At 71.8% G+C, this 12,071-nt stretch carries 10 protein-coding genes; 4 read left to right on the plus strand and 6 right to left on the minus strand.

Going from position 1 to position 12,071, the window contains the following annotated elements:
* Positions 1–35: 35 nt before the first annotated feature.
* The 5 genes from JEQ17_RS45830 to JEQ17_RS45850 all read right to left on the minus strand — a co-directional run bounded on the left by JEQ17_RS45830 (position 36) and on the right by JEQ17_RS45850 (position 7,145).
* Positions 36–1,370, minus strand: coding sequence for an alpha-glucoside ABC transporter substrate-binding protein (locus JEQ17_RS45830; RefSeq protein ID WP_325176318.1), 1,335 nt, complete (start codon positions 1,368–1,370; stop codon positions 36–38).
* On the minus strand, positions 1,367–2,581 hold the full coding sequence (locus JEQ17_RS45835; protein WP_234048850.1) for a hypothetical protein: 1,215 nt from the start codon (positions 2,579–2,581) through the stop codon (positions 1,367–1,369). The genes JEQ17_RS45830 and JEQ17_RS45835 overlap by 4 nt, the downstream gene beginning before the upstream one ends.
* The gene (locus tag JEQ17_RS45840) at positions 2,578–4,914 is read right to left on the minus strand and encodes a serine/threonine protein kinase (RefSeq protein WP_234048622.1); all 2,337 of its coding nucleotides are present in this window, start codon (positions 4,912–4,914) and stop codon (positions 2,578–2,580) included. Before JEQ17_RS45840 ends, JEQ17_RS45835 begins: the two co-directional genes overlap by 4 nt.
* Before the next feature lie 200 nt (positions 4,915–5,114).
* The gene (locus tag JEQ17_RS45845) at positions 5,115–5,480 is read right to left on the minus strand and encodes a cupin domain-containing protein (protein WP_200400859.1); all 366 of its coding nucleotides are present in this window, start codon (positions 5,478–5,480) and stop codon (positions 5,115–5,117) included.
* A 168-nt stretch (positions 5,481–5,648) separates the two neighbouring features.
* Positions 5,649–7,145, minus strand: coding sequence for a metallophosphoesterase family protein (locus JEQ17_RS45850; protein ID WP_200400860.1), 1,497 nt, complete (start codon positions 7,143–7,145; stop codon positions 5,649–5,651).
* A gap of 78 nt (positions 7,146–7,223) precedes the next feature.
* On the opposite strand from JEQ17_RS45850, the gene JEQ17_RS45855 reads away from it, so the two are divergent.
* Genes JEQ17_RS45855 through JEQ17_RS45865 form a run of 3 tightly spaced genes read left to right on the plus strand, consistent with a single transcriptional unit; the run spans position 7,224 to position 9,210 of the window.
* Positions 7,224–8,189, plus strand: a complete 966-nt coding sequence (locus tag JEQ17_RS45855) for an LLM class F420-dependent oxidoreductase (RefSeq protein ID WP_200400861.1) — start codon at positions 7,224–7,226, stop codon at positions 8,187–8,189.
* 38 nt (positions 8,190–8,227) lie between these two features.
* Complete coding sequence (locus JEQ17_RS45860) at positions 8,228–8,746, plus strand: hypothetical protein (RefSeq protein ID WP_200400862.1); 519 nt, start codon at positions 8,228–8,230, stop codon at positions 8,744–8,746.
* The gene (locus JEQ17_RS45865; protein ID WP_200400863.1) at positions 8,743–9,210 is read left to right on the plus strand and encodes a GNAT family N-acetyltransferase; all 468 of its coding nucleotides are present in this window, start codon (positions 8,743–8,745) and stop codon (positions 9,208–9,210) included. Before JEQ17_RS45860 ends, JEQ17_RS45865 begins: the two co-directional genes overlap by 4 nt.
* Before the next feature lie 66 nt (positions 9,211–9,276).
* On the opposite strand, the gene JEQ17_RS45870 is transcribed toward JEQ17_RS45865, so the two are convergent.
* Positions 9,277–10,305 (minus strand): LacI family DNA-binding transcriptional regulator, encoded by a 1,029-nt coding sequence (locus tag JEQ17_RS45870; protein ID WP_200400864.1) that lies wholly within the window; start codon positions 10,303–10,305, stop codon positions 9,277–9,279.
* Positions 10,306–10,604: 299 nt separating this feature from the next.
* On the opposite strand from JEQ17_RS45870, the gene JEQ17_RS45875 reads away from it, so the two are divergent.
* Positions 10,605–11,924 (plus strand): ABC transporter substrate-binding protein, encoded by a 1,320-nt coding sequence (locus JEQ17_RS45875; RefSeq protein ID WP_200400865.1) that lies wholly within the window; start codon positions 10,605–10,607, stop codon positions 11,922–11,924.
* Positions 11,925–12,071 lie beyond the last annotated feature (147 nt).

Genomic DNA, 12,071 nt, shown 5'->3' on the forward strand with positions numbered 1-12,071 from the left:
CGGCGGGCGAGCCCGCCCGGACGGACCCGGTCGGCTCACCCGCCGGAGCTCGCACAGATGACTTCCGGCGGCCGGAACGAGCGGCCGTCGGCGGACTCCTCGTCCACCTGGACGCGTACGGTCTCCAACTGCCGCAGCAGCGAGTCGAGATGCCGCTTCGAGGGATCCCGGAAGAACTCCAGGACCGCACGGTGGAAGGCATCGCGGAGCTCGGGCGGCATCACGTCCGACGCGTCGAAACAGAGCGTACGGGCGCGTGAGTTGAGCAGGTCGTCGATCTCCTGCTCGATGGGGTTCGCGGGCACGGCGGGCGGCAGACCCGCCGTGTTCGGGAACAACGGGCGCACGCCGGGGTCCGCCTCCGACTGCCAGCGTTTGCGCCCGGCCGGGCTCGACAGCCGCTCCACCAGCTCCTGGGCCGCCGGGTCGTCGCTGAACACGGCAGCCATGTCGCCCGCGACCTCGTACGTGTCGCGGTACTCGGCCCGCCCGCCCAGGAACCGCGCCGACGGCTCCACACGGACGTCCTCGCTCGCGTACAGGTACCGGATGAAGGCACTCTGATGCTCGTACGTGCAGTCGAAGCCGGGGGAGTCCAGCAGGCCCCGGGGCCCGCCGGGCCCGGGAACTCCCTCGTACGACGTGGTCAGGGACCGCTCGATCGACTCCGGCGAGCGGTCGCCGAGCAGCTCCGCCCAGGTCGTCCAGGCCTGCCGGACCGCCGGATCGAGCCAGCTGAGCCTGCTGGTGGCCCACTCCTCGTAGACGGCCGGGCCCGCCTGGTGGAGCAGGATGTCCTCGATCCAGTCGGTGCCCGGCCAGCCCGAGGTGGCCTGCGATGCGAGCCCCACGCACCATGCCGGATCGTCGCTGGACGTGCCCTCCTTGCTCCACACCAGGCTCTTCAGGTCGACCTTCAGCGGCACCCAGTACGTACGGCGCCTGCCGTCCACCAGGAGCGTCGGCGCCCACGGCGGGTACGCGCGCTCGGCGGTCTCCTCGACCAGGGGCTTCAGCTCGTCGCGGCGCGCGTACTCGGTGAGTTCGCCGATGCTGTTGAGGATCGCCACGTCCGGCGGCGCGTCCGCCTCCAGCTGCGAGACGAGCGTCTCGCGCAGCGAGCGGGTGCCTTCGTACGTGTACGTCCTGCCGGTCCCGTCGTCGAGCCGGTTCAGCGCCGCCTCGAAGGCCTTGCCCTCCTCGCCGGTCCACGGGCCCAGCACGACGAGCGGGTCGGGGGTGTCCGACGTACAGCCGGGGACGAGCGTGAGCAGACAGACCGCGAGGAGGGCGCGCAGGACACGGCCGGCGGCACGGTTCAGGGGTCGGCTCCCGCGTCGGTTCACGGGCCGGTTCACGGGCCGGTTCACGACACGGCTCCCGGGCGGGCGACCACCAGATACTCGCGCCGGTACGCATGCAGAGCGCCGCCGGCGACGACCGCGCCGACCAGGCCCGCGGGGAACACGAAGGGCGCGACCCCGTCCAGGAAGGCGAGCCGCCCGTCCGAGAGTCCGTCGTCGATCCGCGCCTCCAGCACCTCGATGGACCGTGGGTCCGGGCCGTCGAAGGGGCGCTCCTCCGCGATCGTCTCTGTCCGGGGCGAGGTCCGTTTCGCGAGCGCGTCCGCCACGGGGACTGTCTCCTTCTGCGCGTGCCGCGCGAGCAGCGCGTCGGTCGTCAGGAGTGGTACGGCGAGCAGCGGCAGGGCGGCGACCGCCAGCGGAATGCTGAGCCGTATCCGGAAACGGCGCCGCAGGAACGACACCGTGCGCCAGAGACCTGCGGCGAGCAGCACGAGGGCGAGTCCGCAGACCACGGCGGCGACGAGCACGGTCCGGCTCCAGGCGACCCGGTCCGCGAGCCGCTCGCGCAACTGTCGTTCCAGCCCGGCGACCCGGTCCACGATCGAGGTCGCGGCGGAGCCGACCGTGGGACTGCACGGCGGATAGCGGTCCTGCCGGTCCGCCACCGCGACCGGCGTCGAACAGAGCATGCTGCGCGCGTACGTGAGCTCCGCGTCCCGCAGCACGGGGTCGGCCACATGGTTCTGCGCCCGGCCGATCCAGCCCGTGTAGTCCACCACCAGCGCGGACACCACGCGCAGTTCCTGTTCCTCGGCCACGGTCAGGGCCCCGCTGCGCGTGACCTGGTTGAGGCTCTGCGTGGCCCGCGCCACCCGCGTCCGGTATCGCTCGCTGAGCCCGCTGAGCTCGGCGGCCCGTCCCTCGGCGAGGTTCTCCTCGGCCTCGCCCTGCGCGATGAACAGTGACGCCTTGGCGTTCGCGAGACCGACCAGCGCGGGCGCCAGCCGGTCCCGCACATACGCGGAGTCGTCCCGCACACCCGAGTAGGCCCACCCGAGCGTCCCGAACGCCACCACGGCGAGCAGCGGCAGCGCGACGAGCCGCTCCCGCAGATACGCGCGGTTGCGACGGCCCGTCGCCGACGGCCACACGTAGAGCCAGACCCGGCGGGCGAGTTCGGCCGCGACGAGACGTGCCGCCCGCGCGGCACGCAGGACCCGTGCGGGCGGCGCGGCCTCGTCCTCCGCGGGCTGCGGGCGCGCGGCTCCATTCACTCGCGGGCCGTCCGGGTGTTCTTCCCCGGTACCGAGGCCGAGGGTGGTGCCGGTGGGGGTGGCGATGTCGGCGTACGCGCGATCGTCCGGAGCCAGGTCGTGACTCTCTTTCCGAGCCATGGGCTGTCCCTGTGGTGTCGGAAGGCGAGCGGGCGGACCTCGTAGGCACGGTCCAGCAGCGTTTCGGCGACGGCCGCGTCCTCGGGCGAGGCGGAACGGGCGGCCTGGTGGGCGAGGGTGAGATAAAGGCGGGAGAGGGCCTTGCGCAGACCGGGCCCGTCGGACGGGAGGCCGAGCCGTTCGTCGGCGCCCGCCGCCAGCGCGGCCAGCCCCGCCGCGTCGACGGCACCCCGGGCGAGCGCGCCCTGCACGGCCTCCCACACCTCCGCCGTCATACGGACCCGGGCCTGCTCGTCCGTCAGCCCGTGCGCGTGGAAGAGCCGGGCCAGCCGCTCCAGCACCTCGCGGAGCCGCTCGGTCACCTCGTCCGGGCGCTCGGCGATCCGCACATGCTCGACACCGACACGAACGGCGGCCGTACGCGCGGCGGTTCGGTGCCGGGAATGCTGCGGCACCACGTCCAGGGCCCGCACGGCGTCGTCCCACGCCCGCTCACCACCCAGCGCCAGGCGCGCCCGTACCGCGCCGAACGCCGCACTGCCCAGCGACGGGTTGCGCAGTCGCACGGCCTCGTAGAACGTCAGCGCCTCCTGCCACCGGCCGAGCCGCTCGGCGCAGTAGCCGAGCGCGAGTTTCGGCGCGTACTCGCCGGGGATCGCCGCGAACACCTCGTCGAAGTGCCGCCTGGCCGCGGCCACTTGGTCCCGGCCGAGCGCGAGCAGCCCGCGGTGCCAGTCGAGCCGCCAGTCGTGATGAGCGCGCTCGGCCCCTATCAGCGTCTCGGCGGACCGCAGTTCGCTCTCCGCGGCCGCCGTCCCGCCCCCGGCACCGCGCAACCGCAGCCGGCAGCGCAGCAGATGCACCTCCGGCGAGTCGCGCCAGTCCCCGGTGTGCTGCAGCAACGCCTCCGGCGCGGCGTCGGCCAGCCTGCTCAACTGCGCGTGGTGGTAGTCGTGCCGGTCGGGCCGCGGTACGGGCAGCCGCTGCGCGGCCTCGGAGGGCGACGGTGGCGCGTACGGGGCGGGAGCGTTCGGAGTGGCCCACCGGGCGAGGGGCGGCGCGGAACCCAGCGCCGCGTCCAGCGCGTACGACGACTGGAGGAAGAGCGGCGACGGTTCGAAGGTCTCGAGGCCGGTCCGCAGCGACCGTAACTCCCGGAAGACTCCCCGCAGTTGCTCCTCCATCTCCCGTGCGGTGGCGAACCGCTCGGCCCGCTCGCTCCGGGTCGCGCGGTGCAGCACCCGGGCGAGCGACACCAGGCCGAGCCCCACCGGAGGGGGAGCCGTCATCGGACGCGTCCGCGCGGTCTCGGGTTCGCCGCCCGGTGCGCCGAGCCCGCCGATCACGTCCAGGTGGCCGAGTTCCGCCAGGTCGTCCGGCGATCCGCCGAGGCCGCTCAGCCGCCGCAGCGTCTCGCCCAGGCTGAAAAGGTCGTCCTGGCCGGTGGATTCACCGCTGCGGCCGACGGTCGGGGCGCGGTATCCCTCCGTGGTGTGGCCGGGCAGACCGGCCATGCGGACGCTTCCCACGTCGATGATCTTCGTGGTGGTGCCGTCGTGCATGACGTTGTCCGGTTTGAGGTCGCCGTAGACCTTGCCGGGCCAGTCGCCGTGCAGATACCCGAGCGCGGCCAGGAGCCGTATCCCGTAGGCGAGTACGAACTCGTGGAAGCGGCCGTCGCCGAATTCCCCCGGGTTCACCTGCGCTCGCGCCCGCACCTCCTCCAGGGTGAGCCCGTCCACGTACTGGAGGACGAGGAAGTCCCCGATCTCGGGATGGTGCCCGTAGTTGAAGACGCGGATGATGTCGTCGTGGCTGAGGTCGACCAGCGCTCGCCGTTCCTGGGCCAGGGCCTCCGCCGCGGCTGCCGCCTGCTCGCCGCGCAGCACCTTGATCGCCACCTCGCGGTTGTCGACCTTGGTGTCGAGCGCGAGGTACACCTCGCCCATACCGCCGTAGCCGAGCGGGCGGATCATCCGGTACTGCCCCGCCAGCATGTGCGGCGCCGGCAATGGCAGTCCCTCCGGGTCGCTCCCGCGGGAAGCGGCGCGCTCCAGCAGGGTGATCGAGGGCAGCAGGACGGGGTCGGGACTCTCCTCGGGCAACTCGACGCGCGCGGCCCGCAGGATCACCGGTTGCTGTGGCGCGATGAAGAACGGCTCGCTGGATTCCGGCAGTTCACCGGTCGCACCTCTGCCCGCAGCCCCGTCCATGCGTCCTCAGAATAGACGCGGCGACCCTGAATGGCCCCGGGCCGAGGCGAAGATGATGTGCGGAAGTGACCTGAGGAGGCATCCCACCGTCTCGGGTCGTGTCGGGACCCTCTCAGGTCGTCCCGGGTCGGGGATTCCGTGCGCGATCCAGGGCCGGCTGCCCCGTACGAGTCCGCCGGGGCCCACGCCGGCCCGTCGGATCAGCCCTCCTTGGCCTTCGCGTACTCCGTTGCCATGCCTCCGGCGAAGTCGTACACCACCGCGGGTACGTCCCCCACGACCCAGGCGTCGTGACCGGGTGGGCAGACGAAGACGTCGCCGGGGCCGACCTCGGCCTCCCCGCCGTCGTCCATACGGATCCGCATACGGCCCTCGACGACATAACCGTTGTGATGGACCTGGCAGCTCTCGGTGCCCGCGATCGGAGCCACGGACTCGGACCAGCGCCAGCCCGGTTCGAACGTCGCCACGGCGAAGTCGAGCCCGGTGAGGTGGACCGCTTCGAGGTGGCCACGGGGGAAATCGCGCCGCTCGTCCGGCTTTTCGACCGCCTTGACCTCGATCATGACGGCTCCTTCCCATCTGGCCTTGCCCAGCATTGGCGGGCGGTCGGTCACCGCCTCGCGACGACCCGGCCGAACCCCTCGTCTCCATCGTCTGCCCGTCCGCCCCGCTCCGCCATTCGGGGGAACGGGGGCCCGGCAGAAGGCAGCAGCGGGGAGACGGAAGCCCCTCTACAGGGGGATGGTCACCTCGTCCTCGACCGGCGGGTCCAGTTCCTGCTGCCGATTGCCCGTCGCCGAGAAGCAGCGCAACCGGACCGAGTCCGGAGTGACGTCCAGGCGCAGGAAACACTTGAAGAAGGGCGGGCTGTACGTCGCCGAGCCCGGGGACAGCAGTTGCGTGTACGCCTTGCGCACGGGGAGGCGGAAGCGGGAGGTGCGGTCCGGACGGCCGCCGGCGCCCAGCAGGCTCGCGACCAGGCGGGTACGCAGGGTGACGCGAGCGGGCGAGGCCTGAGCGCGGGTCGGGCGGATGCCCAGCCGTTTCGCGATGACGGCGGTGGCCTCGCCCTCGGTGAGAGTGAAGAAGCGCCGCATGCGCAGCCGGCGTCCGTAGAGCCTGCTGTAGAAGGCGAGCGAGTCGCCGCGCAGCGGATAGCAGCGGAAGTCGTCCTCGGAGACACCGGCGACCGAGACGCGCGGAATGGTGTGCGTGGCGTGCATGAAGGCTCCGCCGCCACCGGCGACCACGTACTGGATCGTGCGGCCGTCCACCGTCACCGGATATCGCTGGTAGTTGTGGATGTCACCGCCTATCGCGGCCACGTAGTGATGGTCCGGGTCGCGCACGATGTCGGCGACGGTTCCGCCGCCGTCGATGGGGCAGGGGTGGTGCTCGGCGTCCACGTACAGGGGCGTGCCGGTGATGAGGATCTTCGGGGTGTCACCCTTCGACACCTCCCGGAGCCAGCGGCCCTGCTCGGCGTCGACGGTCCCCAGCAGACCGGTGTCGATGCCTATGATGCGCACCGGCCCGGCGTCGACGGCCCAGTACGGGCCGGGTTGGACAGCCCGTTGGGCGGGCGCCGAGCGCAACTGTCGTGCCTCGGCCAGGCGTTGCTCGTCGATGGCACGCGGCTTGTGCCACAGCCGCGACCGCAGCCAGGCGGGTGTCAGCGGGCGGGGCGTGTCTTCCGGCGGGAGAGGCGGGGCCTCGCAGAAGACCCGCATGAAGCCCTGGAGATCCTCGTACCAGTCGTGGTTGCCGGGTATCGCGTAGATGGGTGCCTGGTAGTCCTTGTACGGGCGGTAGAACTTCGTGCCGTAGTCGTCGGCGGTGCCGACCGGATAGACCACGTCACTGGCGAGAACCGCGAACCGCGTGTCCTGACTGACCTTCAGAAAGCCGGGGACGACGGCGTATTGCGGGTCGTCACCCTCGCCCGTGTCCCCGATGACCATGAACGAGAAGTGGTCCGGATCGTCGCGCCGGACCACTTTGTCGGCGGGTGCCCGAGCGACTGTCCGCAGTTCCACCCACCGGTTGCGGGTCCGGCCGGTGGGGTCGCCGAACCAGGAGGCCAGCACGCCGTTGCGGGCGGGCCAGAGCGTCTTCGGGTTGAGCCAGGAGAGCTTCTCGACCCGGTGCGGCATCAACTGCTTGTAGTCGCCGCGTTCCGCGGTGCCCCAGCCGGCGCCCTCGGCGGTGTCGCGTGAAGAGTGTGACATCGGTGCACGGTAACAACGCCCTCGTCCGAAGATCCTGTCGGGGCCGTCGAGCGGCAGGCAGCAACTACCGTGCTGTGTATGGACATCAGTGTGGTTGCCGCGGCACGGGAGGACGACAGCCCGCTCGACGAGCCGTTGCGGGTGGCCGCGCTCGCCGACCGGCTCGGATACCGCGAGGTATGGGCCGGTGAGGGGCCCACCTGGGACGCGTTCGTACTCGCCACGGCCGTCGGGCTCGCCACCGTGCGCGTCACGCTGACCGCCGGACCCGTCCCCGTCTCCGTACGGGACCCGCTGACGATCGCCAGAGGCGCGGCGTCCGTGGCCGCGGTGATCGGCCGCCCGGTCGGGGTGGCGCTCGGGACGTCCAGCAAGCGGGTGGTCGAAGGCGTCCACGGCAGACCGCGCACCCGGCCCGCCGCCGCACTGGCACAGTCCGCCGAGGCGGTACGCGGTCTCATGCACGGCGAACCCGGCGAGGAGATCGTGCCCGGAAGCACCTTCCGCCGACGTCAGCAGCCGCCCGGAGGCCCGCTCACCGTGGCGGCGTTCGGAGACCGCGCGATCGCCGTCGCCGCCGCGCACGCCGACCGCATGCTGCTCGACGTCGTCTCCCCGGAGCAAGTCCGCACCCTGCGAGCCAAGTTGACCGCGGCCGCCGAGCTTGTCGGCCGGACCCCGCCGCGACTGGCCGCCTGGCTGCCCGCGGCCGTCGACCCCGAACCCGAGTCCCTCCGGCAGATCCTGCGCAGCGTCGTCGGCTATCTGACCGTCCCGGGATACAGCGACGTGTTCACCGCGGCCGGCTTCGGCGAGGCGGTCGACCTCGCCCGCTCCGACGCGACCCCGGACACTCTCCTCGCGGCTCTCCCACCCGAGGCCGCGAACGCGCTCGCCCTGGTGGGAGACGCCCCGACCGTCCGCGCCCGCATCGACGCGTACGCCACCGCCGGCCTGGACGAGATCGCCGTGGTCCCCGCCACTGCGGGCGACCCGGCGGGGGAGCGGACACTGACAGCACTGGCGGACCTGGTGTCCGGGTGAAGGAGACGGACTAGGCCCGCCCCCTGCATCATGGCCGGATGAGTGATCGTGAGGAACTGCCGACAGCGGTGGACGCGGAGGCGCTGCTCGCGCTGGCCGAGGGGTATCACGCCCGCGGGACACGGGCGTTGGGCACCCGCGAGGCCAGTGGGCATCTGGTGAAGGTGTACGCGATCGAGGCGCCGGGGCGCGAAGTGACGGAGCGGGACGAGGCGGCGGCCCTGCGGATCGCCGGAGCGCAGCTGGCGCTCGGGCGTGCCCGGGGGTCGCTGGGGCTCGCCGTCCTCCTCGTGCACGCGGGAGGCGACGGGGACTATGTCCTCGTCTGCAACTGGATCGAGGGATACATGTCCGACCTGGCGGTCTTCTCCGGACCGGCCGGACAGCCCGGACTGCTGCGGCCCGGGCGGGTCGGCCTCGCCCCCTGCGTCTGGGAGGCCGCCGTCCTGGCCCATGAGCGCGACGCGTTCACGCGGCACGTCCTTGACGGCAGTGGGCCGGTCGCCGACCGGCTGGCCGCGTGGGGTGCCGACACCACGACGGGAGACGTCCGATGACCGGCGCTCCACATGTGAGACACGCACGCCCCGCCGACCTCCCGCGCGTCGCCGAACTGGCCGCGGAGCACGCCTCGTACGAGAAGTCCGGACCGCCCGTCCCGGACCTCGCCGAACGGCTCCAGGTCCTCCTCTTCGGCACTCCGAAACCGCGGTTGAGGTGCCTCGTTGCGGAGTTGCCCGACGGAGAGGTCGTCGGCTACGCCACCTGCGCGCCCGAAATCTCCACCTGGGAGGGCCGCGAGTACCTCACCATGGACTGTCTCTTCCTTCGCGACGGCAACCGGGGCCTCGGCCTCGGCGCCGCGCTGATGGACGCGGTGGTGGCCGAGGCGCGGGACCTCGGTCTGACCGAGGTCCAGTGGCAGACCCCCGCGTGGAACGAGGGCGCGATCCGCTTCTACGACCGCCTCGGCGCACGAGCGAAGGAGAAGCTCCGCTACTTCCTGGCGGTGCCGGGCTGAGCCGCCCCCACCCCCGCCGCGCCGCCGAACCGTCGGCCCGCCCGCCGCGGGCCGACTTCTCCCCGCTCAGGACAGGGGCGCCGTCGACCCCCTGATCACCACCCGGCAGGGCAGGGTCTCGACCCCAGAGCGCCGCGCCCCGGCGATCGCGGTGAACAGGGCGTGCGCGGCGGCGCGGCCGACCTGTTCCAGGTTCATGTCGACGCTCGTCAGGGGCGGCCGGGAGGCGGACGTCAGGACCTGCCAGTTGTCGAAGCCCATGACCGCCACGTCCTCCGGCACACGGTGGCCGCGCTCGCGCAGTGCGTCCATGACACCGCGCGCGATCTGATCGCTTCCGCACAGGACGGCGTCCACGTCAGGGTGTTGGTCGAGCAGCATCGCGGTGGCCGCCCGCCCCCAGCCCTCCGACCACACGCCGAACCGCGGCTCGCCGACCAGGGCGAGGCCGGCGTCGGCCAGCGCCGCGAGGGCGCCCTCGGACCGCTCCTGCGAGGCGAGATACCCGGGGTCACCGGTGATGTGCGCGATCCGCCTACGACCGCAGGCGAGCAGATGCTCCACCGCGATCCGGCCGGCGCCCACGCTGTCGGGGACGATGGACAGATCCGCCGGATCCTCGGACGGCGCGTACGCGTAGACGACGGGTACGGGCAGTTCGCGGCCCAGTGACGGACGGGGGTCGGTCCGGCTGCCCACCACGATCAATCCGTCGACGCGGCGGCCGAGCAGCGCGCGGACATGGTGCTGCTCGCGGATCGCGTCACCGCGGGCGTCGCAGAGGAACACGGCGACCTCGCCCGCGCCGAAGGCGTCCTCGGCGCCCATGAGGATCGGGATGCTGAACCGGCCCTCCAGGTCGCTCGTGAGCAGACCGACCGTGCCCGTCCGCCCGGCCAGCAGGCCGCGCGCCACCTGATTGGGCCGGAACGACAACCGCTCGGCCGCCTCGATCACCCGCTGTCTCGTCTCCGCACGCACCTGGCTGCGGCCGTTGAGGGCCTTGGACGCGGTGGCGATGGACACGCCCGCCAGCCTGGCGACGTCGCTGAGCGTGGCGGGCTGCGAACGAGAGGGGCCGGTGGCCTGTGCCATGGAGATTGCTCCTGTCTCGCGTCTCACGCGTCACGTGCCGACCCCGTCGAGGGTGCACGCCGCCCGGAAAACACTACGCGAAACCCTTTCGGTCCCGATGCTCCCCCAGGTTTCGAGTGATCCCCATCAGCCGTTACCCGCAAGGGGATTGACGGGTGGTGAGTCGCGTCCTAGCGTCGCAGAAAACCTTTTCGGTTTTGTTTCCTTCGCAGAGTTCTTCGCAGAGTTCAGTGCCACCACATCCATCGTCCCGACCGGCCGGTCCACCCTGGGCCCGCCGCACACGAGGGGGATCGACCATGGGGAGCACGGCCGGACCGCTTGGACACACACGCCGCCTTGTCACCGGTGCCGTCGCACTGCTCGCCGCCGCGAGCCTGGTCACCGCATGCGGATCGGGGGAGGACGACTCGGGCGGCGGCGGGGGAAAGGGCGGGGCGGTCGACGCCACGGGCACCGACGACGGCGCCAAGCTGACGATGTGGACGCGTGCGGCAACCCGGCCGCAGAGCGAGGCCCTGGTCAAGGCGTACAACGCGAGCCACAAGAACGAGATCGAGCTGACCGTCATCCCCACCGACGACTACCAGGCCAAGGTCGGCGCGGCCGCCGGGTCCAAGGACCTGCCCGATCTCTTCGCCTCCGACGTGGTGTTCGTCCCGAACTACACCTCCAGCGGCCTCTTCGCCGACATCACCGGACGCGTGGACGCCCTGCCCTTCGCCGACAAGCTGGCGCAGTCGCACATCAAGGCCGGAACGTACGAGGACAAGAAGTACGTCGTGCCGCACACCCTCGACCTGTCGGTGCTCTTCTACAACAAGGAGCTCTACAAGCAGGCGAAGCTCGACCCCGAGAAGCCGCCCACCAGCCTGAGCGAGTGGGACCAGCAGGCGCGGGCCGTGGACGCGCTGGGCAAGGGTGTCAACGGCACCTTCTTCGGCGGCAACTGCGGTGGCTGCGGCGTCTTCACCTGGTGGCCCTCCATCTGGGCCGCGGGCGACGAGGTGCTGAACAAGGAGGGAACCGAGGCCGAGCTCTCCTCCGACACCGCGAAGAAGGTCTACGACACCTACCGCGGATGGGTGGACGACGACATCGTGGCTCCCGGCGCGCGCGACGAGACAGGCACGACCTGGACCGGCGTCTTCCCGAAGGGCAAGGTCGGTGTCATGCCGATGCCGTCGACCACCCTCGGGCTGATGCCCAAGGACCTCGACCTCGGTGTCGCACCCATCCCCGGGCCCGACGGAGGCAAGTCCACCTTCGTCGGCGGTGACGCCATCGGAATCTCCGCCACCAGCAAGTCGGCCGACCAGGCCTGGAACTTCCTCGCCTGGTCCCTGGGTGACAAGGCACAGGTCGATGTCGTCGCCGCCAACAAGGACGTGGTGGCCCGCACCGATCTCGCGTCCAACAAGTACTCCGACGCGGACCCGCGGCTCGTGACGATCAACGAACTCGTGACCGACGGCCACACCCCGTACGCGCTGAAGTTCGGCCAGACCTTCAACGACCCCAACGGCCCCTGGCTGACCCTGATGCGCAACGCGGTCTTCGGCGACGGGTCGAAGATCGACAAGGACAACGAGGCGGTCAGCGCGTCCCTGTCCGACTGAACGGACACCCGCGCCCCTCAGGGGCGCGGGGAACTGCGCGACCAGCACCCACTCACCCGCAGCTCACGGTCAAGGGGTCCTGGGCCTCGCCCGGGGCTGGTCTCACCCCACTCCCACCCCACTCCCACGTCACACGGCAGCGACAGA

The sequence above is a fragment of the Streptomyces liliifuscus genome, assembly GCF_016598615.1.
Lineage (GTDB): Bacteria > Actinomycetota > Actinomycetes > Streptomycetales > Streptomycetaceae > Streptomyces > Streptomyces liliifuscus.

Excerpts from the sequence above, each read along its gene's own strand:
- JEQ17_RS45840 (WP_234048622.1), bottom strand. The coding sequence starts at position 4,914 with ATGGACGGGGCTGCGGGCAGAGGTGCGACCGGTGAACTGCCGGAATCC.
- JEQ17_RS45845 (WP_200400859.1), bottom strand. The coding sequence starts at position 5,480 with ATGATCGAGGTCAAGGCGGTCGAAAAGCCGGACGAGCGGCGCGATTTC.
- JEQ17_RS45850 (WP_200400860.1), bottom strand. The coding sequence starts at position 7,145 with ATGTCACACTCTTCACGCGACACCGCCGAGGGCGCCGGCTGGGGCACC.
- JEQ17_RS45855 (WP_200400861.1), top strand. The coding sequence starts at position 7,224 with ATGGACATCAGTGTGGTTGCCGCGGCACGGGAGGACGACAGCCCGCTC.
- JEQ17_RS45860 (WP_200400862.1), top strand. The coding sequence starts at position 8,228 with ATGAGTGATCGTGAGGAACTGCCGACAGCGGTGGACGCGGAGGCGCTG.
- JEQ17_RS45865 (WP_200400863.1), top strand. The coding sequence starts at position 8,743 with ATGACCGGCGCTCCACATGTGAGACACGCACGCCCCGCCGACCTCCCG.
- JEQ17_RS45870 (WP_200400864.1), bottom strand. The coding sequence starts at position 10,305 with ATGGCACAGGCCACCGGCCCCTCTCGTTCGCAGCCCGCCACGCTCAGC.
- JEQ17_RS45875 (WP_200400865.1), top strand. The coding sequence starts at position 10,605 with ATGGGGAGCACGGCCGGACCGCTTGGACACACACGCCGCCTTGTCACC.